The organism is Citrobacter sp. Cu231 (assembly GCF_030332265.1).
GTDB lineage: Bacteria > Pseudomonadota > Gammaproteobacteria > Enterobacterales > Enterobacteriaceae > Citrobacter > Citrobacter meridianamericanus.
The window spans coordinates 586,415-611,645 of the sequence record NZ_JAOWIE010000032.1; the positions used below are offsets into that span (position 1 = coordinate 586,415).

General features: G+C 52.2%; 21 protein-coding genes. 20 read left to right on the top strand and 1 reads right to left on the bottom strand.

Translation table 11 applies throughout. From position 1 onward, the window contains the following. The first annotated feature begins 16 nt into the window (after positions 1–16). Entirely contained in the window at positions 17–1,867 is a 1,851-nt protein-coding gene (gene asmA / locus OGY15_RS09225; protein WP_252837744.1) for an outer membrane assembly protein AsmA, read from the top strand. A 44-nt stretch (positions 1,868–1,911) separates the two neighbouring features. On the opposite strand, the gene OGY15_RS09230 is transcribed toward asmA, so the two are convergent. Then, the gene (locus OGY15_RS09230; protein WP_151219768.1) at positions 1,912–3,495 is read right to left on the bottom strand and encodes a TerC family protein; all 1,584 of its coding nucleotides are present in this window, start codon (positions 3,493–3,495) and stop codon (positions 1,912–1,914) included. A 655-nt stretch (positions 3,496–4,150) separates the two neighbouring features. On the opposite strand from OGY15_RS09230, the gene OGY15_RS09235 reads away from it, so the two are divergent. The 19 genes from OGY15_RS09235 (at position 4,151) to wcaL (ending at position 25,224) form a co-directional block, all read left to right on the top strand. Continuing rightward, positions 4,151–5,290 carry a polysaccharide export protein gene (locus tag OGY15_RS09235; RefSeq protein WP_151219767.1) on the top strand — a complete coding sequence of 380 codons (1,140 nt, stop codon included), beginning with the start codon at positions 4,151–4,153 and terminating at the stop codon, positions 5,288–5,290. A gap of 5 nt (positions 5,291–5,295) precedes the next feature. Next, positions 5,296–5,745: a low molecular weight protein-tyrosine-phosphatase Wzb gene (gene wzb / locus OGY15_RS09240; RefSeq protein WP_210904585.1), complete on the top strand. Its 450-nt coding sequence runs from the start codon at positions 5,296–5,298 to the stop codon at positions 5,743–5,745. Continuing rightward, positions 5,742–7,904 (top strand): tyrosine-protein kinase Wzc, encoded by a 2,163-nt coding sequence (wzc, locus tag OGY15_RS09245; RefSeq protein WP_286538958.1) that lies wholly within the window; start codon positions 5,742–5,744, stop codon positions 7,902–7,904. Before wzb ends, wzc begins: the two co-directional genes overlap by 4 nt. 77 nt (positions 7,905–7,981) lie before the next feature. Next, entirely contained in the window at positions 7,982–8,824 is an 843-nt protein-coding gene (wcaA, locus tag OGY15_RS09250) for a colanic acid biosynthesis glycosyltransferase WcaA (protein ID WP_151219765.1), read from the top strand. A gap of 2 nt (positions 8,825–8,826) precedes the next feature. Beyond that, on the top strand, positions 8,827–9,315 hold the full coding sequence (gene wcaB, locus OGY15_RS09255; RefSeq protein ID WP_252837742.1) for a colanic acid biosynthesis acetyltransferase WcaB: 489 nt from the start codon (positions 8,827–8,829) through the stop codon (positions 9,313–9,315). Beyond that, entirely contained in the window at positions 9,312–10,529 is a 1,218-nt protein-coding gene (wcaC, locus tag OGY15_RS09260) for a colanic acid biosynthesis glycosyltransferase WcaC (RefSeq protein WP_151219764.1), read from the top strand. The genes wcaB and wcaC overlap by 4 nt, the downstream gene beginning before the upstream one ends. After that, complete coding sequence (wcaD, locus tag OGY15_RS09265; protein WP_278237827.1) at positions 10,504–11,721, top strand: colanic acid polymerase WcaD; 1,218 nt, start codon at positions 10,504–10,506, stop codon at positions 11,719–11,721. Before wcaC ends, wcaD begins: the two co-directional genes overlap by 26 nt. Positions 11,722–11,726: 5 nt before the next feature. Beyond that, positions 11,727–12,473 carry a colanic acid biosynthesis glycosyltransferase WcaE gene (wcaE, locus tag OGY15_RS09270; protein WP_187258738.1) on the top strand — a complete coding sequence of 249 codons (747 nt, stop codon included), beginning with the start codon at positions 11,727–11,729 and terminating at the stop codon, positions 12,471–12,473. A gap of 9 nt (positions 12,474–12,482) precedes the next feature. Beyond that, complete coding sequence (gene wcaF, locus OGY15_RS09275) at positions 12,483–13,037, top strand: colanic acid biosynthesis acetyltransferase WcaF (protein WP_252837739.1); 555 nt, start codon at positions 12,483–12,485, stop codon at positions 13,035–13,037. 24 nt (positions 13,038–13,061) lie between these two features. Continuing rightward, positions 13,062–14,183: a GDP-mannose 4,6-dehydratase gene (gene gmd, locus OGY15_RS09280; protein ID WP_286538959.1), complete on the top strand. Its 1,122-nt coding sequence runs from the start codon at positions 13,062–13,064 to the stop codon at positions 14,181–14,183. Positions 14,184–14,185: 2 nt separating this feature from the next. Continuing rightward, the gene (gene fcl / locus OGY15_RS09285) at positions 14,186–15,151 is read left to right on the top strand and encodes a GDP-L-fucose synthase (protein WP_252837737.1); all 966 of its coding nucleotides are present in this window, start codon (positions 14,186–14,188) and stop codon (positions 15,149–15,151) included. Between the two features lie 2 nt (positions 15,152–15,153). Beyond that, positions 15,154–15,633 carry a GDP-mannose mannosyl hydrolase gene (locus OGY15_RS09290; RefSeq protein WP_151219760.1) on the top strand — a complete coding sequence of 160 codons (480 nt, stop codon included), beginning with the start codon at positions 15,154–15,156 and terminating at the stop codon, positions 15,631–15,633. Further along, a complete protein-coding gene (gene wcaI, locus OGY15_RS09295) occupies positions 15,630–16,856 on the top strand; it encodes a colanic acid biosynthesis fucosyltransferase WcaI (protein ID WP_252837736.1) in 1,227 nt (408 codons plus the stop codon). The genes OGY15_RS09290 and wcaI overlap by 4 nt, the downstream gene beginning before the upstream one ends. After that, positions 16,856–18,292 (top strand): mannose-1-phosphate guanyltransferase, encoded by a 1,437-nt coding sequence (cpsB, locus tag OGY15_RS09300; protein WP_187258743.1) that lies wholly within the window; start codon positions 16,856–16,858, stop codon positions 18,290–18,292. The genes wcaI and cpsB overlap by 1 nt, the downstream gene beginning before the upstream one ends. 112 nt (positions 18,293–18,404) lie before the next feature. Then, positions 18,405–19,775, top strand: coding sequence for a colanic acid biosynthesis phosphomannomutase CpsG (cpsG, locus tag OGY15_RS09305; RefSeq protein ID WP_286538960.1), 1,371 nt, complete (start codon positions 18,405–18,407; stop codon positions 19,773–19,775). A 53-nt stretch (positions 19,776–19,828) separates the two neighbouring features. Further along, complete coding sequence (wcaJ, locus tag OGY15_RS09310; RefSeq protein ID WP_252837733.1) at positions 19,829–21,223, top strand: undecaprenyl-phosphate glucose phosphotransferase; 1,395 nt, start codon at positions 19,829–19,831, stop codon at positions 21,221–21,223. 1 nt (position 21,224) lies between these two features. Further along, entirely contained in the window at positions 21,225–22,703 is a 1,479-nt protein-coding gene (locus OGY15_RS09315) for an MOP flippase family protein (RefSeq protein ID WP_286538961.1), read from the top strand. Between the two features lie 23 nt (positions 22,704–22,726). Further along, a complete protein-coding gene (gene wcaK / locus OGY15_RS09320) occupies positions 22,727–24,007 on the top strand; it encodes a colanic acid biosynthesis pyruvyl transferase WcaK (RefSeq protein WP_286538962.1) in 1,281 nt (426 codons plus the stop codon). Further along, positions 24,004–25,224: a colanic acid biosynthesis glycosyltransferase WcaL gene (wcaL, locus tag OGY15_RS09325; RefSeq protein WP_286538963.1), complete on the top strand. Its 1,221-nt coding sequence runs from the start codon at positions 24,004–24,006 to the stop codon at positions 25,222–25,224. Before wcaK ends, wcaL begins: the two co-directional genes overlap by 4 nt. The last annotated feature ends 7 nt before the right edge of the window (positions 25,225–25,231 follow it).

The following is a 25,231-nucleotide window of genomic DNA, read 5'->3' on the forward strand; positions in this document are numbered from 1 at the left end:
GTCCATTGGGGATAGCATGAGACGATTTCTGACGACGCTGATGATCCTACTGGTCGTGCTGGTGGCCGGTTTTTCTGCGTTAGTACTGTTGGTGAATCCGAATGATTTCCGCGCGTATATGGTCAAGCAGGTTGCTGCGCGTAGCGGATATCAACTGCAGTTGGATGGTCCTCTGCGTTGGCACGTATGGCCTCAGTTGAGTATCCTCTCAGGGCGCATGGTGCTAACGGCGGAAGGTGCCAGCGAGCCTCTGGTTCGTGCCGATAATATGCGTCTTGACGTCGCGTTGTGGCCGTTGCTGAGCCATCAGCTCAGCGTTAAGCAGGTGATGCTCAAGGGCGCGGTGATCCAACTGACCCCGCAAACTGAGGCGGTGCGTGGAAAAGATGCACCCGTGGCTCCAAAAGACAATACGTTGCCCGACATGGCTGAAGACAAAGGATGGTCCTTTGATATCGCCCGTCTGCGCGTTGCTGATAGCGTTCTGGTATTCCAGCATGAGGACGATGAGCAGGTCACGGTTCGTGATATCCGGCTGGAGATGGAACAAGATAACCAGCACCGCGGCACGTTTGATTTCTCCGGGCGCGTGAACCGCGATCAGCGTGACCTCGCGTTATCCTTCAACGGTACTGTTGATGCTTCCGATTATCCGCATAACTTATCCGCGAATATTGCGCAGATAAGCTGGCAACTGCAAGGGGCCGATCTACCGCCGCAGGGGATTAACGGTCAGGGACAGCTTCAGGCGCAGTGGCAGGAAGAGAAAAAACAGCTCACGTTTAACCAGATTCATTTGACTGCTAACGACAGCTCTCTCGCTGGGCAAGTTCAGGTGACATTGTTGGATAAACCAGAATGGACCGTTGACCTGAAATTTAGTCAGCTCAATCTGGACAATCTACTCGTGCAACGTGATCCCGTGACGAAGAACGGTGAGGTACAGCAAGGTCAGAGTCAGTCGACGCTGGCGCGCCCTGTCATTGCTTCGCAGGTTGATGCTGTTTCTTATCAAGGTCTCAAGGGATTTGCGGCAGACATCACTTTGCAAGCGGACAAAGTGCTGTGGCGGAAAATGGCGTTTGACAATGTCTCGGCAAAAATAGACAACCAGTTCGGTTTATTAAACGTTGCGCAGCTGCAAGGGAAAAGTGACGGTGGGCTGGTGTCGCTTCCGGGCACGCTGGATGCCAGAAAAGGACAGCCGCGAGCGGTCTTCCATCCGCGCCTCGACGGTGTCGAAATTGGCGCAATCCTGAAAGCCTTCGATTACCCAATCGCTCTCACGGGTAAACTTTCTCTGACAGGTGATTTCTCTGGCTCAGATATTGATGCTCAGGCGTTTCGTCACAGCTGGCAAGGGCAGGCCCGTGTCGAAATGAACGATACGCGAATGGAAGGGATGAACTTCCAGCAGATGATACAGCAGGCCGTTGAGCGTAGCGGTGGAGATGCTAAAGCCCAGCAAAATATGGAGAACGTGACCCGGCTGGATCACTTCGTGACCGATATGACGCTGGATAACGGCGAGGTAACGCTGGATAACATGGCCGGCGAGTCCGCTATGCTGGCGCTGACCGGCAAGGGAACGCTGGATCTGGTGAAGCAGAATTGCGACACGCTGTTTAACATTCGCGTGCTGGGCGGTTGGGAAGGCGAAAGTAAGTTGATTAACTTCCTGAAAGCCACCCCGGTTCCTCTCAGGGTGTACGGCCAGTGGCAAGCGCTTAATTATAGTCTGCAGGTCGACCAGCTATTGCGGAAGCATTTGCAGGATGAAGCGAAACGTCGCCTCAACGACTGGGCCGATCGTAATAAAGACTCCCGCAACGGTAAAGATGTTAAAAAATTGCTGGATAAACTCTGATTCAAATTGCCGGATGGCGGCTGATGCCCCATCCGGCTTGTGACTTACACTTCGTAATCCATCTCTTCTTCACTGTGTAGCGGTATCAGCTGGACTTTTTGCACGCGATGATTTTCCACCTGCAGAGTTCTCAGTCGGTAGTTGCCAACCTGAACTTCCTCCCCGGTTTTCGGGATGCGCTGCAAATACTCCATTAACAGCCCGGCAATGGTGTGATACTCACGTTTTTCATCTAACGGAATAGGTACGTACTGCACCAGATCTTCCAACGGCATATGACCGTTAGCGGTCCATGAACCATCAGCATTTTTCTGAATGTCGTGGCGGGCATCAATCTCCTCAACCTCGTTCGGCAGATTACCGGCGATGGTTTCCATTACGTCACTGAGTGTCACAATCCCCTCGACGGAACCAAATTCATCGGCAACAAAAGCGAAGTGCGTCCGGGCGTTACGAAACTGCTCGAGCGCCGGAAGCAGCGGCAGCGTTTCCGGGAACACCAGCGGCTGACGAATCAAGACGCGTAAATCAAGCGGTTCACCGCGCAGGGACTGCTGCAGCAGGTCGATGACATGCACCACGCCCAGCAGCTCTTCCTGCTCGTCTTCACCGGTGACCACCAGACGCGTATGCTGGTTTTTTTCCAGCAAAGCGCGGACTTCTGTTTCCGGCGCATTGAGGTCGATATGTTCAATATCATGGCGCGAGGTCATGATGCTGCTGACGGTTCGCTGATTAAGGTTCAGCACACGTTCTATCATCCGCCGTTCCTGCGGGGCAAAAATCTGACCTTCATGATGATCCGCCAGCATCGCTGAGGTTTCAGCATCCAGCTCAGCGTCTTCTTTTTGCCCGCTTAAGAGTCGCATTACCGCCTCAGCAGTACGTTGGCGCAAGGTATGGTTAGCTGACAGGAAGCGACGACGGTTAAAGATAGCCAATTGGTTCAGTGCTTCAATCATGACCGAGAAACCGATGGCGGCGTACAGGTAACCTTTCGGGATATGGAAGCCAAATCCTTCGGCGACCAGGCTGAAACCAATCATCAGCAAGAAGCTCAGGCACAGAATAACGATAGTTGGATGGCTGTTGACAAAGCGCGTCAGCGACTTGCTCGCCAGCACCATCAGGCTGATGGCAATAATCACCGCAGCCATCATCACTGCCAGGTGATCGACCATCCCAACCGCGGTAATGACGGAGTCCAGGGAGAAGATAGCGTCCAGTACGACGATTTGCGCGACGACACCCCAGAATTTAGCGCCTTTACGCTGGGTGGGGTTATCGCTGTCTTTCCCTTCCAGCCGTTCGTTGAGTTCCATGGTGGCTTTAAACAGCAGGAAGAAACCACCGAACAGCATGATCAGATCGCGCGCGCTGAAGCTCAGGTCGCGAATGCTGAACAGCGGCGTGGTCAGCGTCACCAGCCAGGATATCGATGCCAGCAGCAGCAGGCGCATGACCATCGCCAGCAGTAGCCCGGTAATACGCGCCTTATCCCGCTGGGCAGGAGGCAGTTTCTCCGCGAGGATGGCAATAAAAACAAGATTATCAATGCCAAGAACAAGTTCGATCACGATTAACGTGACGAGTCCGGCCCAGATTGACGGATCGGCAATCCATTCCATAGTAAATGCTATACCCATAGTTGTATGACAATTGTCACAATTCGATCATGGGTAAAACTGGCGAAAAATGCAATGGCGGGGCAGGGATTTCTCTGTCGGCGATATCAGGTTAGACACGAGATAATAGCCCTGATGTCACTACAGGAAACTATTTTGTTAATCCGGATATATTTAGGAAATATCGCAGGTAAGGTATTTTAATAGCTGCGTTGTCAACATCAATAAAATCCTAAAAATATAAAAGTACAGCGCTTAATATTAATCTTAAAAGCAAGTTGTTGATGGTTTGTTATCTTGCCTGACTTTCGCTTAGCTGTAACAATTCCTCCGGTAATAATCAAAAGGTAAATATATCTTCATCAACCAGCGACGCTATTCCCGATGTGTTGTCGTTCTGAATGTGATGAAAATAAAGGAGAAGGTGAAAATTAAAATTAATCAGTGCATTGGTAGCTAATAAAGCCAGGGGCGGTAGCGTGTCTGGTCGCCTGAGACAAGCCTAAATTATTTTGTCAAGAGCTCGCAGATGAATTCATTTTTTTAGGACTGATGCCAGTTAAATTTCATTTCAATTAACGGCAAGGTAAATACGTACAGGCGAGGTCGCTATTTAGATCGCACGTGATAATTACTCTGCCAAAGTGATAAATAATCAATGATGAAATCCAAACTTAAATTGATGCCAGTATTGGTATCGGTAATCTTGATAAACGGTTGTACCGTACTACCGGGCAGCAATATGTCTACGATGGGCAAAGATGTGATTAAACAGCAGGACGCTGATTTTGATATCGATCGCATGGTGAATGTTTACCCGCTCACCCCTCGACTGGTCGAACAATTACGTCCCCGACCTAATGTTGCGCAGCCTAATATGTCTTTGGACCAGGAGATTGCTGAGTATCAGTATCGGGTCGGCCCGGGTGATGTTCTGAATGTGACCGTCTGGGATCACCCTGAACTTACCACGCCAGCCGGACAGTACCGTAGCTCAAGCGATACCGGCAACTGGGTGCAGCCTGATGGCACCATGTTTTACCCCTACATCGGCAAAGTCAGGGTAGTCGGAAAGACGTTGGCCGAAATTCGTAGTGATATTACCGGGCGCTTAGCGAAGTACATTGCTGACCCGCAGGTGGACGTTAATATCGCCGCTTTCCGCTCGCAGAAGGCTTATGTCTCTGGGCAGGTAAACAAATCTGGCCAGCAGGCCATCACCAACGTGCCACTTACCGTTCTCGATGCCATTAACGCCGCAGGTGGTCTTACCGAGGCGGCAGACTGGCGCAACGTTGTATTGACGCATAACGGGAAGGAACAACGCATTTCACTGCAAGCGCTGATGCAAAATGGCGACCTGAGCCAGAACCGTCTGCTTTATCCTGGCGACATTCTGTTTGTCCCGCGTAATGACGATTTGAAAGTCTTCGTGATGGGAGAAGTGAAAAAACAGAGCACCCTCAAAATGGACTTCAGCGGCATGACGCTCACCGAAGCGCTCGGCAACGCGGAAGGTATCGATCTGACCACTTCCAACGCCAGCGGTATTTTCGTTATTCGTCCACTTAAAGGTGAGGGTGGAAACAACGGCAAGATCGCCAATATTTATCAGCTTGATATGTCCGATGCGACATCGCTGGTAATGGCGACGTCATTCCGACTCCAGCCATACGATGTGGTGTATGTCACTACCGCGCCGGTTGCTCGCTGGAACCGTTTGATCAATCAGTTGCTGCCGACTATTAGCGGTGTTCGCTATATGACGGACACGGCCAGCGACCTTCACAACTGGTAATCATCATGTTTAACAAAATCTTAGTTGTCTGTGTGGGGAACATTTGCCGCTCTCCGACGGCGGAGCGCTTGTTAAGGCAATTTCACCCGGCGTTGACGGTCTCTTCTGCTGGCCTCGGGGCGCTGGTGGGGAAAGGTGCGGATCCGCGCGCGATTAGCGTAGCACAGGCGCACAACCTGTCACTGGAAAATCATTGTGCCCGGCAGATCTCGGGACGAATGTGCCGGGAGTATGACCTGATCCTGACCATGGAAAAACGGCATATCTCAGCCCTGTGCGAAATGGTACCGGAGATGCGGGGAAAAGTGATGCTCTTTGGTCACTGGGACAGTGAGCGCGAAATTCCCGATCCGTATCGTAAAAGTCGTGACGCGTTTGACGCGGTGTACGCCTTACTTGAACGGTCTGCCCGCCAATGGGCTCAGGCACTGAACGCAGAGCAGGGAAAACAATGACAGAAAAAGTTAAACAGTCTGCAGCGCCGGTAACGGGCAATGATGAAATCGATATTGGTCGTCTGGTCGCAACGGTGGTAGAAGCCCGTTGGTGGGTGCTTGGCATTACTGCGGTTTTTGCGTTGTGTGCCGCAGTTTACACGCTGTTTGCTACACCCATCTACAGTGCGGACGCGCTGGTGCAAATTGAGCAAAATACCGGAAATTCACTGGTGCAGGATATTGGCTCTGCGCTGTCGAACAAACCTCCGGCCTCGGAAGCGGAAATTCAGCTCATCCAGTCAAGACTGGTGCTGGGGAAAACGGTAGACGATCTCAATCTGGATATCGGTGTTACCAAAGAAACATTCCCCATATTTGGCGCTGGTTGGGAAAGGTTAATGGGTCGCCAGAACGAAACGGTTAATGTGACCACCTTTACGCTGCCAAAGGCAATGAACGGACAGACCTTCACGCTCAGCGTACTGGATGACAAACGCTATCAGCTGGTGAGTGACGAGGGCTTTAGCGCTCAGGGACGGGTTGGGCAGATGCTGAAGCAAGACGGTGTGACGATGCTGGTCGGGGCTATTCATGCCAGCCCTGAGAGTCGTTTTACCGTCACTAAATTCTCCACGCTGGGCATGATCAACACCTTGCAAAATAATCTGATGGTGACAGAAACCGGCAAAGATACCGGCGTATTGAGCCTGACCTTTACCGGCGAAGACCGTGAGCAAATCCGTCGGATCCTCGACAGTATTACCCGCAACTATCTGCAACAAAACGTAGAGCGTAAGTCTGAAGAAGCCGCTAAAAGTCTGGCTTTTCTGGCCAGACAGTTGCCTGAGGTACGTAACCGGCTGGATGTTGCCGAAAACAAGCTGAACGCTTTTCGTCAGGACAAAGACTCTGTGGATTTGCCGCTGGAAGCCAAAGCGGTGCTGGATTCGATGGTGAACATTGATGCTCAGCTCAATGAGCTGACCTTCAAAGAAGCGGAGATTTCCAAGTTGTTCACCAAAGCGCACCCGGCGTATCGTACGCTGCTGGAAAAACGCCAGGCGCTGGAAGATGAGAAAAGCAAGCTAAACGGGCGCGTAACGGCGATGCCGAAAACGCAGCAGGAGATTGTTCGCCTGACGCGTGACGTGGAGTCTGGTCAGCAGGTCTATATGCAGTTGCTGAACAAGCAACAAGAACTAAAGATTACCGAAGCCAGTACGGTCGGAGATGTGCGCATTGTCGATCCGGCGATTGCTCAACCCGGTGTACTGAAGCCGAAAACGGCGTTGATTATCCTCGGCAGTATCATTCTCGGCTTGATGCTTTCTGTGGTGGGCGTCCTGCTACGGTCGCTGTTTAATCGCGGTATTGAAAGCCCCCAGGCGCTGGAAGAACACGGCATCAGCGTATATGCCAGTATTCCGCTGTCTGAATGGCAAAAAGCGCGTGATAACGTGCAAACCATTAAAGGTGTGAAACGTTACAAGCAAAGCCAGTTGCTGGCGGTGGGGAATCCGACGGATCTCGCCATCGAAGCGATCCGCAGCCTGCGCACCAGCCTGCATTTTGCCATGATGCAGGCGCGTAACAATGTTTTGATGCTTACCGGCGTCAGCCCGTCGATTGGGAAAACGTTTGTCTGCGCTAACCTGGCGGCAGTTATTAGCCAGACTAACAAACGCGTGCTATTGATCGACTGCGACATGCGCAAAGGCTATACCCACGAACTGCTGGGGACCAATAATGTCAACGGCCTGTCTGAGATCCTCATTGGCAAAGGGGATATCTCAACCAGCGCGAAACCGACAGCCATTGCGCATTTCGATCTGATCCCGCGCGGGCAAATCCCTCCCAATCCTTCTGAGCTACTGATGAGCGAGCGCTTTGGCGAACTGATTGCCTGGGCCAGCTCACACTATGACCTGGTGCTGATTGATACCCCGCCAATTCTGGCGGTGACCGATGCGGCTATCGTGGGGCGTCACGTCGGAACCACGTTGATGGTGGCACGTTACGCGGTCAACACGTTGAAAGAGGTGGAAACCAGCTTGAGTCGCTTTGAGCAAAACGGCATTCAGGTGAAAGGGGTGATCCTTAACTCTATTTTCCGCCGCGCCAGCGGATATCAGGATTACGGTTACTACGAATACGAGTACACGTCGGATGCGAAATAGATAACGCACAGTAACGCATATCAAATGTAGGCCTGATAAGCGCAGCGCCATCAGGCAACTTTATTTGGGAAACGAAAATGACGACAGACAACCCACTCATTTCAATTTATATGCCAACCTGGAATCGTCAGCAGCTGGCCATCCGGGCGATTAAATCAGTATTGCGCCAGGACTATCCTCACTGGGAGATGATCATTGTAGATGATTGCTCTTCCTCGTATGAGCAACTGCAGCAGTTTGTTGAGGAACTCAGCGATCCGCGCGTGTCTTACACGCACAATGCCACCAACTCCGGGGCCTGCGCGGTACGTAATCAAGCCATCATGCAGGCCAGCGGGCAATATATTACGGGGATTGATGATGATGACGAATGGACGCCGAACCGCCTGAGCGTCTTTCTCAACTATCGTCATCATCTGGTCACGCGGGCGTTTCTGTATGCCAATGATTATGTCTGTGAAGGCGAAGTGTATTCTCAGCCGACCAGCCTGCCGATCTATCCGAAATCCGGCTATTCACGCCGTAAATTTTACAAGCGCAATATCATTGGCAATCAGGTGTTTACCTGGGCCTGGCGATTTAAAGCCTGCCTGTTCGATACCACGCTAAAAGCGGCGCAGGATTACGACATCTTCCTGCGCATGGTGGTGGCGTATGGCAAACCATGGAAGGTTAAAGAGGCAACGCAGATCCTGCATGTCAATCACGGTGAAATGCGTATTACTTCATCGCCGAAAAAATTCTCCGGCTACTTTCAGTTTTACCGCAAACACAAAGGCAAATTTGACCGGGCCAGCAAGAAATATCAGCTGTTTACTCTCTATCAGATCCGCAACAAACGGATGAACTGGCGGACGCTGCTGACGCTGCTTTCCGTTCGCAACAGTAAGCGTCTGGCCGACGGACTGCGAGGGCGCTAAGTATGCTGGAAGATTTACGCGCCAACAGCTGGAGTCTGCGTCCCTGCTGTATGGTGGTGGCCTATCGGATTGCCCATTTTTGCTCTGTATGGCGTAAAAAAAATGTCCTGAACAACCTGTGGGCCGCACCAGTGCTGGTGCTATATCGCCTGATCACGGAATGTCTGTTTGGATATGAGATTCAGGCTGCTGCGTCTATTGGTCGTCGTTTCACCATCCACCATGGTTATGGGTTGGTGATCAATAAACACGTGGTGGCGGGGGATGACTTCACCGTGCGCCACGGCGTCACTATCGGCAATTCTGGTGGCAACGACCAGTCCTGTCCGGTCATCGGCAATGGCGTTGAACTGGGGGCCTGCGTCACTCTGCTCGGTGATATTACGATTGGCGATAACGTGACGATTGGCGCTGGCAGCGTGGTGGTGGATAGCATTCCGGACAATGCGCTGGTCGTGGGCGAGAAGGCACGAGTGAAGGTAATAAAATGAAGATATTACAGTTTAATGTGCGACTCGCAGAAGGCGGGGCAGCAGGGGTGGCGTTGGATTTGCATCTGAGAGCGCTGAAGAAAGGACTGTCGTCGCGTTTTATCTACGGCTATGGCAAAGGGGGCAAGAAAAGCGCCAGCCACGCGAATTACCCGCAGGTTATCAAACATACGCCACGTCTGACCTCGGCGGCAAATATTGCGCTGTTCCGTTTCGCCAATCGCGATATGTTTGGCAATCTCGACAAGTTATACCGTACGGTTACTTGCACTACCGGCCCGCTGGTACTGCATTTTCATGTGTTGCACAGCTACTGGTTGAATCTGGAAGAAGTGGTCACCTTTTGCCAAAAAGTGAAGGTGCACAAACCAGATATCACCTTCGTCTGGACGCTACACGATCACTGGAGCGTGACCGGGCGCTGTGCATTTACAGATGGCTGTGAAAGCTGGAAAACGGGCTGCCAGAAATGCCCAACGCTCAGCAACTATCCGCCGGTAAAAATCGATAAAGCCCATCAGCAGTTGCCCGGTAAGCGACAGATGTTTCGCGCCATGCTGGCGCTGGGCTGCCAGTTTATCTCGCCCAGTCAACATGTGGCCGACGCATTCAACAGCCTGTATGGCGTAGGGTGCTGCCGTATTATTAACAACGGCATCGATGTGGCAACTGAAGCCATTCTTGCCGAGCTTCCCGCTAAGCATGAGGAGAGCGGTCGACCGAAAATTGCCGTGGTGGCTCATGATCTGCGCTATGACGGGAAAACCCGTCAACAGCTGGTGCGGGAGATTATCGCGCTCGGCGACAAAGTTGAACTGCATACTTTTGGCAAATTTTCGCCATTTGTCGGGGATAACGTCATCAACCACGGGTTTGAAAGCGATAAACGAACGTTGATGAGCGCGCTTAACGAGATGGACGGCCTGGTGTTCAGTTCTCGCGTTGATAACTACCCGCTGATTCTGTGCGAAGCGCTGTCCATCGGCGTACCGGTGATTGCCACGCACAGCGATGCCGCGCGGGAAGTGCTGGAAAAATCGGGCGGCAAAACGTTCAGTGAATCAGACGTTTTGCAACTGGTGCAACTGAAAAAATCAGACATTGCGCAGGCAGTCTTTAACACGTCGCTTGCCGAATTTAGCCAGCGCAGCCGGGTGGCATACAGTGGGCAACAGATGCTGGAGGAATATGTCTCGTTCTATCAGAATCTGTAGCTATCTGGTGCTACCGCTGCTTTATCTGCTGGTTAACGTCAAACTTGCTCAGCTTGGCGAGAGCTTCCCGATAACCCTCGTCACATTCTTACCTGTTCTGCTGTTGCTGTTTGTTGAACGCATCAATATTAAAAAGCTAATGATAGCGCTGGGTTTGGGGGGCGGGCTGACGGTATTTAACTATTTGTTTGGTCAGTCACTGGATGCCAGTAAGTATGTGACGTCCGCTATGCTGTTTATCTATACCGTGGTGATTATTGGCATGGTATGGAGTATTCGCTTCAAAACGATTTCGCCGCATAACTACATTAAGATTTTGCGTTTTTTTTGGCTGGTACTGGGACTGGTGGTGGGGTTAGCTGCAGTTGAAATGGCGCAGATCATTCTTAGCGGCGGCAGCAGCTTAATGGAAGCTATTTCGAAATATCTTATTTACAGTAACAGTTATGTTCTGAACTTTATTAAGTTTGGCGGGAAGCGCACCACTGCGCTTTATTTCGAACCGGCATTCTTCGCTCTGGCGTTAATCTCAATTTGGCTCAGTATCAAACAGTTTGGTATCAAAACCCCTAAGTCTGATGCTATGATTCTGGCAGGGATAATATTATCGGGTTCATTTTCAGGGGTGATGACGTTTATTTTGTTCTATCTCCTGGAGTGGGCATTCCAGTACCTGAATAAAGATGCGATAAAAAAGAAGCTACCGCTGGCGATAATCTCATTGAGCGTGTTTGTTGTTGGTGTGATATTTGCTTTTCCATACATCGCCACGCGGCTTAGCGATTTAGGGACCGAAGGATCATCATCGTATTATCGTATCGTAGGGCCATTAGTTATGGTCGGTTATTCGTTACTGAATGTTGATGGGGTAGTGAGATTTGGCTCACTTTATGAATATGTTGCGTCATTCGGAATTTTTAACGGTGCAGATGTTGGTAAAACAATAGACAATGGTTTGTATCTGTTGATTATTTATTTTTCATGGTTTGCGGTGATATTAGCCCTGTGGTACATGGGGAAAGTCATGAAGATGATGATAAATGCTTTTGGCGATAATCCGAATTACCGGGTGCAGCTTTATCTGTTTACGCCGCTGTCGCTGTTTTTTACAGGGTCGGTATTTAGTCCGGAATACGCATTTTTAATTGTCTGTCCGTTTATTTTGCGCAAGGCGCTGAACATCGCGAGGTAAATCACATGCTGCTCAGTATTATTACCGTCGCCTTTCGTAATCTGGAAGGGATCGTCAAAACACATGCGTCGCTGGCACATTTGGCGCAGGCGAGCGATATCAGTTTTGAGTGGATTGTTGTTGATGGCGGCTCCTCTGACGGTACGTCGGCGTTTCTTGAAGGTCTCGGTGGAGAACACCGGTTACGGTTTGTCAGCGAACCGGATAACGGCATTTATGATGCGATGAACAAAGGCATTGCGATGGCGTGCGGGCGCTTTGCGCTGTTCCTCAATTCCGGGGATATTCTGCATGCCGATGCGGCTCAGTTCATCCGCCAGTTAAAAACGCAGAGTGATAAAGCCATGGTTATCGGCGACGCGTTGCTGGATTTTGGCAATGGCAACAAAATTAAGCGCCGGGCAAAGCCGGGTTGGTATATTTATCACAGCCTGCCTGCCAGCCATCAGGCCATCTTTTTTCCGCTCTCTGGACTGAATGTCTGGCGTTATGATTTGCAATATAAAATATCGTCCGATTACGCGCTGGCTGCCAGACTATATAAATCTGGTTACGCTTTCAAAAAACTGGACGGGCTGGTGTCGGAGTTTTCGATGGGCGGAGTGTCAACGACGAATAATCTGGAATTATGCCGCGATGCAAAAAAAGTTCAGCGGCAGATATTACATATGCCAGGTTTTTTGACTGGGGTTTCTGAATATTTACGGCTGCGTACAACCGGTAAAACAAAAACATTATATGGCAAAACGTAAGGTCACATTATGCAGGATTTAAGCGGCTTCAGCGTGCCGAAAGGTTTTCGCGGTGGCGGCGCTATTAAAGTGCAATTATGGTGGGCGGTACAGGCAACACTGTTTCGCTGGTCACCCCAGGTAATGTATCGCTGGCGTGCGTTTTTATTACGAATGTTCGGTGCGAAAATAGGAAAAAACGTAGTTATTCGACCTTCAGTAAAAATTACTTATCCGTGGAAATTAACCCTGGGAGATTATGCCTGGGTGGGTGATGACGCGGTTTTATATACGTTGGGTAATATTACGATTGGCGCACACGCGGTTATTTCGCAAAAAAGTTATTTATGTACCGGAAGTCATGATTACGCCAGCCAATATTTTGATATTAACGCCACACCGATTGTGGTTGGCGATAAATGCTGGCTGGCGACAGATGTCTTTGTCGCGCCAGGCGTGACGATTGGCGAGGGCACCGTCGTTGGAGCACGCAGCAGCGTATTTAAATCGCTGCCAGCAAATGTCGTTTGTCGGGGAAATCCCGCAGTAGTCACGCGCGAACGCGTCGAGAAAGTTACTCCCTGAGGGGATCATTTAAGAGGTAATAACATGTCAAAAGTCGCTCTCATCACTGGCGTAACCGGGCAGGATGGTTCTTACCTGGCAGAATTCCTGCTGGAAAAAGGGTATGAAGTGCACGGCATTAAGCGTCGCGCTTCATCATTCAACACTGAACGTGTGGACCACATCTACCAGGATCCGCATTCAGGCAATCCCAAATTTCATCTGCACTATGGCGATTTGACGGATTCATCCAACCTGACCCGTATTTTAAAAGAGGTCCAACCGGATGAGGTCTATAACCTGGGCGCCATGAGTCATGTCGCGGTGTCGTTTGACTCACCGGAATACACCGCGGACGTCGATGCAATAGGTACGTTGCGTTTGCTGGAGGCTATCCGCTTCCTTGGTCTGGAAAAGAAGACCCGTTTCTATCAGGCCTCCACCTCAGAACTCTACGGCCTGGTGCAGGAAATCCCGCAGAAAGAGAGCACACCGTTCTACCCACGTTCGCCGTATGCGGTAGCTAAGCTCTACGCCTACTGGATTACCGTTAACTACCGCGAATCTTACGGAATGTTTGCCTGTAACGGCATTCTGTTTAACCACGAATCTCCGCGCCGCGGCGAAACTTTCGTTACGCGCAAAATCACCCGTGCTATCGCCAACATCGCTCAGGGGCTGGAGTCTTGCCTGTACCTGGGCAACATGGATTCGCTGCGTGACTGGGGGCATGCCAAAGATTACGTCAGGATGCAGTGGATGATGCTGCAGCAGGAAAAGCCGGAAGATTTCGTGATTGCCACCGGCGTGCAGTACTCCGTGCGCCAGTTTGTGGAAATGGCTGCTGCTCAGTTAGGGATTAAATTGCGCTTTGAAGGCGAGGGCGTGAATGAAAAAGGCATCGTGGTTTCCGTGACCGGACACGATGCGCCGGGCGTGAAGCCAGGCGACGTAATGATTGCCGTCGACCCGCGCTATTTCCGTCCAGCTGAAGTTGAAACGCTGCTGGGCGATCCGGCCAAAGCACATGAAAAACTGGGCTGGAAACCGGAAATCACCCTGCGCCAGATGATCTCGGAAATGGTTGCCAACGATCTTGAGGCGGCGAAGAAACACTCTCTGCTGAAGTCGCACGGTTACGAGGTCGCCATCGCGCTGGAGTACTAAGGATGAAGACACAACGTATTTTTGTGGCGGGCCATCGCGGGATGGTGGGGTCCGCCATCGTAAGACAGCTGGCCCAACGAGATAATGTCGAACTGGTGCTGCGTACCCGCGATGAACTTAACCTGCTGGACGCCAGTGCAGTACAGGCGTTCTTTGCCACTGAGCGCATTGACCAGGTGTATCTGGCGGCGGCAAAAGTGGGCGGGATTGTAGCCAATAATACTTATCCTGCTGATTTTATTTACGAAAACATGATGATTGAGAGCAACATCATTCATGCGGCGCACCTGCATAACGTGAATAAACTGCTGTTTCTCGGGTCATCCTGCATTTATCCCAAACATGCCTCCCAGCCAATAGCCGAAAGCGAACTCTTGCAGGGGCAACTGGAGCCGACCAACGAACCGTATGCGATTGCCAAAATAGCCGGCATCAAGCTGTGTGAATCGTATAACCGTCAGTATGGCCGTGATTATCGCTCGGTGATGCCGACCAATCTGTACGGGCCGCATGACAATTTTCATCCAAGCAATTCGCATGTGATCCCGGCGCTGCTGCGCCGCTTTCACGAAGCCTGCGAGCAAAATGCGCCGGATGTGGTGGTGTGGGGAAGCGGCACGCCGATGCGCGAGTTTCTGCATGTGGATGATATGGCGGCGGCCAGTATCCATGTGATGGAGCTGGCTCATGAAGTCTGGCAGGAATATACCCAGCCGATGCTGTCGCATATCAATGTGGGTACCGGCGTGGACTGCACCATCCGTGAACTGGCCCAGACCATTGCAAAGGTAGTGGGTTACAAGGGGCGCGTGGTGTTTGACGCCAGCAAACCGGACGGGACGCCGCGCAAATTACTCGACGTTACGCGTTTGCATCAGTTGGGCTGGTATCACGAGTTATCACTTGAGGCAGGGCTTGCCAGCACCTGGCAGTGGTTCCTTGAAAACCAGCAGCGTTATCGGGGGTAAGCATGTTTTTACGTCATGAGGATTTTGCCACCGTCGTACGTTCAACCCCGCTGATTTCTATCGACTTGATCGTGGAAAACGCCGAGGGAGAGTTTCTGCTCGGTAAGCGTCTCAATCGTCCGGCGCAGGGCTACTGGTTCGTGCCCGGCGGTCGGGTGCAAAAAGATGAATCGCTACATGCGGCTTTTGAACGGCTGACTGAAGCTGAGTTGGGGTTGCGTCTACCGCTGTCCGCCGCTGAGTTTTATGGTGTCTGGCAGCACTTCTATGACGACAACTTTTCCGGGGATGATTTCTCAACGCATTACATCGTGCTGGGATTTCGTCTGCGCGTATCAGAAAACGACCTGCAACTGCCTGATGCACAACATGATGCCTACCGCTGGCTGGCGGCGACAGAGATTCTGGTCAATGAGGATGTGCACGACAATAGCCGGGCTTACTTCTGTGAGAAGAGTCAGGCCGGAGTACCCGGGCTATGAGGATCCTCGTGTATGGCATCAACTATTCACCAGAGCTGACCGGCATCGGCAAGTACACCGGTGAAATGGTGCAGTGGATGGCGCAACAAGGTCATGACGTGCGGGTGATCACCGCACCACCTTATTATCCGCAATGGAAAGTTAATGGTCGCTATTCATCCTGGCGCTATCGTCGTGAAGAGGGCGACGCCCTCGTCTGGCGTTGTCCGCTGTATGTGCCTGAGCAACCCTCAACGCTCAAGCGCCTGCTGCATTTGGGCAGTTTCGCCCTGAGCAGTTTCTTCCCGCTGCTGGCGCAACGTCGCTGGAAGCCGGATCGCATCATCGGCGTGGTGCCGACGCTGTTTTGTACGCCGGGGATGCGCTTGCTGGCAAAACTCAGCGGCGCGCGCACGCTGCTGCACATTCAGGATTACGAAGTCGATGCCATGTTGGGACTTGGCATGGCAGGCAAAGGTAAGCGCGGTATGGTGGCGAAATTGGCCAGCATGTTTGAACGCAGTGGTTTGCACAACGTGGACAATATTTCGACGATTTCCCGTTCCATGATGCGCAAAGCCATGGAAAAAGGCGTTGCGCCACGCAAGGTTATTTTCTTTCCGAACTGGTCGGAAGTGGCGCGCTTTCGTGACGTGACCGACGCCGATGCTTTGGCGTTGCGCCGGAAACTGGGATTGCCCGCGGATCAAAAAATCATTCTCTACTCGGGCAATATCGGTGAAAAGCAGGGGCTTGAGAGCGTCATCGACGCGGCGGCCCAGTTGAGTGAGCAACCCTGGCTATTTGTGATTGTTGGGCAGGGCGGGGGTAAAGCGCGACTGGAGAGTATGGTCCGTGAACGTGGCCTGAACAATGTGCTGTTTTTTCCGCTGCAATCTTATGACGCGCTGCCAGCGTTGCTCAAGATTGCGGATTGCCATCTTGTCGTGCAAAAGCGCGGTGCGGCAGATGCCGTATTGCCCTCCAAACTGACCAATATCCTCGCTGTTGGTGGTAACGCGGTGATTACCGCCGAGCCAGAAACAGAGCTGGGGCAGCTCTGTAACATTGTTCCAGGCATCGCAGTATGCGTGGAGCCGGAATCGGTAAACGCGCTGGTTTGCGGTATTCAACAGGCGTTGATGATGCCAAAAGTCAATACGGTGGCACGTGACTATGCCGAACGCACGCTGGATAAAGATAACGTGCTAAGCCAATTTATTGCTGATATTCGGGGTTCATGATGAGTCAAAGCAAACTCTTTCCAGTGGTGATGGCCGGTGGCTCGGGTAGCCGTTTATGGCCGCTGTCCCGCGTGCTGTATCCAAAGCAGTTCCTGTGTCTGAAAGGCGATCTCACCATGTTGCAGACAACGATCTGTCGTCTGAACGGCGTGGAGTGTGAAAGCCCGGTGGTTATCTGTAATGAACAACACCGTTTCATCGTCGCGGAACAGCTACGGCAACTGCACAAGCTGACTGAGAACATTATTCTCGAACCCGCCGGACGTAACACGGCACCGGCGATAGCGCTGGCCGCACTGGCGGCAAAACGTCAGTGTCCGGAGGACGATCCGCTGCTGCTGGTATTGGCGGCCGATCACATGATTGCCGACGAAGAGGCATTTCGCGAGGCGGTTCGCAATGCGATGCCCTATGCCAGTGCGGGTAAGCTGGTGACGTTTGGTATCGTGCCGGACCAGCCGGAAACGGGCTATGGCTATATCCGCCGTGGCGAGGTTTCGCCAACGAATACCGACGCCGTGGCGTTCGAAGTGGCGCAGTTTGTTGAAAAGCCCAATCTGGAAACCGCGCAGGCTTACGTGGCGAGCGGTGATTACTACTGGAACAGCGGTATGTTCTTGTTCCGCGCCGGACGTTACCTGGAAGAACTGGAAAAGTACCGCCCCGACATTCTTGAGGCTTGTGTGAATGCCATGAGTACGGTCGACCCCGATCTCGATTTTATCCGCGTTGATGAACAGGCGTTTCTCGCCTGTCCGGAAGAGTCTGTGGACTATGCGGTAATGGAACGTACGGCGGATGCGGTGGTGATGCCCATGAACGCAGGCTGGAGCGATGTTGGCTCCTGGTCATCGCTGTGGGAAATCAGTGCCCATACTGCTGAAGGCAATGTGCATCATGGTGACGTCATTAGTCACAAAACGGAAAACAGTTACGTGTATGCCGAATCCGGCCTGGTAACCACCGTCGGAGTGAAAGATCTGGTGGTGGTGCAGACCAAAGATGCGGTGCTGATAGCCGATCGCAACGCGGTACAGGATGTCAAAAAAGTGGTGGAGCAAATTAAAGCTGACGGACGCCACGAGCACCATATTCACCGTGAAGTTTATCGTCCATGGGGCAAGTACGACTCTATTGATGCCGGAGACCGTTACCAGGTGAAGCGAATTACCGTTAAGCCTGGCGAGGGATTGTCCGTGCAGATGCATCATCACCGGGCTGAACACTGGGTGGTGGTGGCAGGTACCGCGAAAGTGACAATTAATGATGACATCAAGCTGCTCGCTGAAAACGAGTCTGTCTATATTCCGCTGGGGGCGACCCACTGTCTGGAGAACCCCGGGAAAATCCCGCTCGATCTGATTGAAGTACGCTCCGGATCTTACCTCGATGAGGATGACGTGGTGCGGTTTGCGGACAGATACGGGCGCGCCTGATGCCTGATGCCTGATGTCTGATGCGCTGATGCGCACCGGGCAATGCGTTTAACACTCATTAAAAAGGCTCATTAAGAGTCAGGGCCTCCTGTTGCCTGAAAAAGGGTAAATCATGACAAAACTGACCTGTTTTAAAGCGTATGACATCCGCGGCCAACTGGGCGAAGAGTTAAATGAAGAGATTGCGTGGCGTATTGGTCGCGCTTACGGCGAATTCCTGAAGCCAAAAACGATTGTTCTGGGCGGCGATGTGCGCCTGACCAGCGAGGCGCTAAAGCTGGCGCTGGCGAAAGGCCTCCAGGATGCGGGGGTGGATGTGCTGGATATCGGCATGTCGGGCACCGAAGAGATTTATTTCGCCACCTTTCACCTGGGTATTGACGGCGGAATTGAAGTGACCGCCAGCCATAATCCGATGGATTACAACGGGATGAAGCTGGTGCGGGAAGGGGCACGGCCCATCAGCGGTGATACCGGTCTGCGTGACGTGCAGCGCCTGGCGGAATTAAATGACTTCCCGGCGGTTGATGAGGCGAAACGTGGCCGCTACCAGCGCATTACTACCCGTGATGCCTACATTGACCATCTGCTGGGTTACATCAATACCGGCAACCTGAAACCGATGAGGCTGGTGCTCAATTCCGGCAACGGCGCGGCAGGTCCGGTAGTTGACGCCATTGAGGCCCGTTTTAAGGCGCTGGGCGTGCCGGTCGAGTTCATCAAAATTCACAACACGCCGGATGGCAAATTTCCCAACGGTATTCCCAATCCTCTGCTGCCGGAGTGCCGGGCAGATACGCGCAATGCGGTGATCGAATACGGCGCGGATATGGGGATTGCCTTTGACGGTGATTTTGACCGCTGCTTCCTGTTCGATGAAAACGGTCAGTTTATTGAAGGGTACTACATTGTCGGCCTGCTGGCGGAAGCGTTCCTGGAGAAGAATCCGGGGGCGAAAATTATCCACGACCCGCGTCTTTCCTGGAACACCGTGGACGTGGTGACGGCGGCAGGCGGTAAACCGGTGATGTCAAAAACCGGGCACGCGTTTATCAAAGAGCGGATGCGTCACGAAGATGCCATTTATGGCGGCGAAATGAGCGCGCATCACTATTTCCGCGATTTTGCCTACTGCGACAGCGGCATGATCCCGTGGCTGCTGGTGGCTGAACTGCTGTGTCTGAAGGGACTTTCGCTCGGCGAACTGGTTCGCGACCGTATGGTGGCCTACCCGGCAAGCGGAGAGATAAACAGTACACTGGCAGAGCCGGCGGCAGCGATAGCTCGCGTGGAGCAACACTTTTCCCGTGAGGCGCTGACGGTGGACAGAACGGACGGTATCAGCATGGCGTTTGTCGACTGGCGCTTCAACTTACGTTCTTCCAATACTGAACCGGTAGTGCGCCTGAACGTGGAATCGCGCGGAGATATTCCGTTGATGGAAGCGCGAACGCGCACTCTTCTGGCGTTGCTGAATCAGTAATGCCGGTGCTTCCTTTGCCCGATGTGGGCAAAGGGTGACTAACAGGAACCACGATGACACATCTAAAAAAGCGCGAACGCGCCAAAACCAATGCGTCGTTAATTTCGATGGTGCAACGCTTTTCAGATATCACCATCATGTTTGGCGGGTTGTGGATAATCTGCGAATTAAGCGGTTTGCCTTTCCTGTACATGCACCTGCTGGTGGCGTTGATCACGCTGGTGGTTTTTCAGATGCTCGGGGGGATAACAGATTTTTACCGCTCCTGGCGCGGCGTCAAAATATCCACTGAGCTGGTGCTGTTGCTGCAAAACTGGACGCTGAGTCTGATTTTTTGCGCAGGTCTGATCGCCTTCAACAACGATTTCGATAACCGCTTCGCCGTCTGGCTGGCATGGTATCTGCTTTCAAGCGTTGGCCTGGTGTTAAGCCGGTCATTTATTCGCTACGGTGCAGGATGGCTACGTAACCGCGGTTACAACACTCGCCGGGTGGCGGTAGCAGGCGAGCTGCCCGCCGGACAAATGCTGCTGGACAGCTTTCGTCATGAACCCTGGTTGGGATTTGAAGTAGCGGGTGTCTATCACGATCCAATCCCTGGGAAAAACTCCCGCGACTGGGCCGGTAATCTGCAACAACTGGTGGATGACGCCAAAGCCTCACGCATTCATAACGTTTATATCGCTATGTCGATGAGCGAGGGGGCCAGTGTGAAAAAACTGGTGCGCGATCTGGCCGACACCACCTGCTCGGTGATCCTCATTCCTGATGTCTTTACTTTCAACATTTTGCATTCACGGATTGAAGAGATGAGCGGCATTCCGGTGGTGCCACTGTATGACACGCCGCTTTCGGGAATTAATCGTCTGTTGAAGCGCGCGGAAGATATCGTGCTGGCCTCGCTGATCCTGCTGCTGATTTCCCCGGTGCTGTGTGGCATCGCGCTACTGGTAAAACTGACCTCCAAAGGACCGGTGATTTTCCGCCAGACCCGCTATGGCATGGACGGGAAGCCGATCAAAGTCTGGAAGTTTCGCTCGATGAAAGTGATGGAGAACGACGCGGTGGTAACGCAGGCGACGCAAAACGATCCACGCGTGACGCCGGTGGGGAATTTTCTGCGCCGGACGTCGCTGGATGAGTTACCGCAGTTTATTAACGTGCTGACGGGAGGGATGTCTATCGTCGGGCCACGCCCGCATGCGGTGGCGCATAACGAGCAGTATCGCCAGCTGATCGAAGGGTACATGTTACGCCATAAGGTGAAACCGGGTATTACCGGCTGGGCGCAAATCAACGGCTGGCGCGGTGAAACCGATACGCTGGAAAAAATGGAAAAACGTGTGGAGTTTGACCTCGAATACATTCGCGAGTGGAGCGTGTGGTTTGATATCAAAATTGTTTTTCTGACGATATTCAAAGGCTTTGTTAACAAAGCGGCGTATTAACATGAGCTTACGAGAAAAAACGCTTAATGGCGCAAAGTGGTCGGCGATTGCCACGGTGATCATTATTGGACTCGGACTTATTCAGATGACCGTCCTGGCGCGAATTATTGATAACCACCAGTTCGGGTTGTTAACCGTGTCGCTGGTGATCATAGCGCTGGCCGATACGCTGTCGGATTTTGGCATCGCCAACTCAATTATTCAGCGCAAAGAAATCGGCTATCTTGAGCTGACGACGCTGTACTGGCTTAACGTTGGGCTGGGTATTGTGGTATGTGCGGTGATGTTTCTGCTTAGCGAGACGATTGCCAGCGTGCTCAATAATCCCGAACTGGCGCCGCTCATCAAAGCGTTATCACTGGCGTTTGTGGTGATACCCCACGGGCAGCAGTTTCGCGCGCTGATGCAAAAAGAACTGGCCTTCAACAAAATTGGCATGATTGAAACCAGTTCGGTGCTGGCCGGTTTTACCTTTACCGTGGTGAGCGCTCATTTCTGGCCGCTCGCGCTGACGGCCATTCTCGGGTATCTGGTGAACAGTGCGCTACGTACGCTGTTGTTCGGCTATTTTGGCCGTAAGATTTACCGCCCTGGGCTGCATTTTTCGCTGGCTTCCGTTTCGTCAAATCTGCGTTTTGGCGCGTGGCTGACGGCAGACAGCATCATTAATTATATCAATACCAACCTTTCCACGCTGGTGCTAGCCAGAACGTTGGGCGCAGGTGTTGCGGGGGGATTCAATCTTGCGTGGAACGTGGCGGTTGTCCCGCCGATCAAACTGAATCCGATTATTACCCGCGTCCTGTTTCCGGCGTTTGCCAAAATTCAGGACGATAGCGAAAAGCTGCGGGTGAATTTTTACAAGCTGTTGTCGGTGGTGGGGATTATCAATTTCCCGGTACTGCTGGGATTAATGGTGGTATCGAACAATGTCGTGCCGTTGATATTTGGCGAGAAGTGGAACGGTATTATTCCGGTCCTGCAACTGTTGTGCATTGTGGGGTTGCTGCGTTCGGTAGGGAATCCAATAGGATCGCTCTTAATGGCAAAAGCCCGGGTCGATATCAGCTTCAAATTCAATGTATTCAAAACCTTTCTGTTTATTCCGGCCATTTTCATTGGCGGTCATCTGGCGGGGGCGATTGGCGTGACGCTGGGCTTTTTGCTGGTCCAGGTGATTAATACGATCCTCAGCTACTTCGTGATGATCAAACCTGTTCTTGGCTCCAGCTACCGTCAATACATGCTCAGCCTGTGGCTGCCGTTGTATCTCTCCTTACCAACCGTTGTGGTGAGCTATGCGTTGGGCTTAACCCTGCGCAACCAGGTGCCATTAAGCGCGCTGCTGGGGATCCAGATAGCGGCAGGAGCAGTGGTGTTTGCGCTAATGATTGTGCTGTCGCGCCATCAGCTGGTGGTGGAGATAAAACGTCTGCTCTGTCGCAATGAAAAAATGAAAACCTTGCTCCGTGCGGGATAAGAACAACGTTTTAAGAGGTCATAATGAAATTACTAATTTTAGGCAACCATACCTGCGGTAACCGAGGGGATAGCGCGATTCTGCGCGGTTTGCTGGATGCCATTAACACGTTGCGTCCCGAGACTGAAGTGGATGTGATGAGCCGTTACCCGGTGAGCTCCTCATGGTTGCTAAACCGCCCTGTGATGGGTGACCCGCTGTATTCGCAGATGAAGCAGCACAATCGCGCTGCGGGCGTCATGGGACGCGTGAAGAAAGTGCTGCGTCGTCGCTATCAGCATCAGGTGCTGCTCTCGCGTGTCACCGACTCCGGTAATTTGCGCAATATTGCTATCGCTCAGGGGTTTACCGATTTTGTTCGCCTGCTGTCGCGCTACGACGCCATTATCCAGGTCGGCGGATCGTTTTTTGTCGATCTGTATGGCGTGCCGCAGTTTGAACATGCGTTGTGTTCGTTTATGGCGAAAAAACCGCTGTACATGATTGGTCACAGCGTGGGGCCATTCCAGGATGAGCAGTTTAATCAGCTAGCGAACTACGTTTTTGGTCACTGTAATGCGCTGATTTTGCGTGAATCCGTCAGTCTTGATCTGATGAAGCGCAGCGCAATAACCACAGATAAAGTCGAATCCGGCGTGGATACGGCATGGCTGGTCGACAACCATCATGAGGATTTTGAGCCAGGCTATGCCGTCCAGCACTGGTTACAGATGGCGGCAAAACAGAAGACCGTTGCCATTACTCTGCGTGAGCTGGCGCCATTTGATAAGCGTCTGGGAACCACGCAACAGGCTTATGAACAAGCTTTTGCCGGTGTCGTGAATCGGATCCTCGATGAAGGTTACCAGGTGATAGCACTGTCAACCTGCACCGGGATTGATAGTTACAACAAAGATGACCGCATGGTGGCGTTAAACCTGCGTCAGTATGTGAAAGACCCGGCCCGTTATCACGTGGTGATGGATGAACTTAACGACCTTGAAATGGGGAAAATTCTCGGGGCATGCGATCTGACAGTGGGGACCCGTTTGCACTCTGCCATCATCTCAATGAATTTTATGACGCCAGCCATCGCCATTAACTACGAGCATAAATCGGCCGGGATCATGCAACAGCTTGGGTTACCAGAGATGGCTGTCGATATTCGCCATCTGCTTGATGGCAGTCTTGAAGGGAAAGTAGCCGATACTCTTGGACAGTTACCTGAACTGAACCTACGACTCGGCGATGCTGTGACGCGTGAACGCGAACGCGGAGTGCGTATGGTGCAGTCGGTTTTAACGCGTATTGAGGAGGAGAAATGAAGATTGGCTTTTTCTTGCTTAAATTTCCGCTCTCCTCTGAGACCTTTGTCCTCAATCAGATTACCGCATTTATTGATATGGGCTACGACGTGGAGATTGTCGCCTTACACAAGGGCGATCTTGAAAATACCCATGCCTCATTTACTACCTATCGTTTGGCTGAAAAAACACACTGGTTACTGAATGAACCACAAAGCAAGCTGGCGAAGCTTAAATCCAGGGCGGCGACAGCCCTGCATGGTATTACCCGCGTAGCCACCTGGAAAGCGCTCAATGTTTCACGCTATGGCGATGAGGCGCGCAACCTGATTTTGGCCGCCATATGCGGCAGGAACCCGCAAGCGTTTGCGGCGGATGTCTTTATCGCGCATTTTGGACCTGCAGGCGTAACGGCGGCGAAATTGCGTGAGCTTGGCGTGATAAGCGGCAAAATCGCCACGGTGTTTCATGGCATTGATATCTCTCATCGGGAGGTGCTTGCCCGCTATACCCCCGAATATCAGCAGCTGTTTCAACGCGGTGATTTGATGTTGCCCATCAGCAATCTCTGGGCCGGACGGTTAAAAAACATGGGCTGCCCGCCGCAAAAAATTGCCGTCTCGCGTATGGGAATCGATATGACACGCTTTACGCCACGTCAGTTGAAATCGCCAGCTGCACCGCTGGAGATTATCTCTGTTGCCCGGTTAACCGAGAAAAAAGGGCTGCACGTCGCCATTGAAGCCTGCCGTCAGTTGAAAGAGCAGGGCATCTCATTTCGCTATCGCATTCTGGGGATTGGCCCGTGGGAGCGTCGGTTGCGGACGCTGATCGAGCAATATCAGCTCGATGATGTGGTAGAGATGTCTGGCTTTAAACCCAGTCATCAGGTGAAGGAAATGCTTGAACAGGCGGATGTCTTTTTGCTGCCCTCAATCACCGGAAGGGATGGCGATATGGAGGGGATCCCGGTGGCGCTGATGGAGGCGATGGCCGTGGGCATTCCGGTGATTTCCACCGTTCACAGCGGGATCCCTGAGCTGGTTGAGTCAGGTAAGTCAGGCTGGCTGGCACCGGAAAACGACGCGCAGGCACTGGCAGAGCGTTTAGCGGCATTCAGTCTGCTCGACAGTGAGCAGGTGCAGCCGATTGTGCAGTGCGCGCGAGAAAAAATTGAAACTGAATTTAATCAGGTAGTGATCAACAAACAGTTGGCCAGTCTGCTGCAAACGATGTAAATCGAGG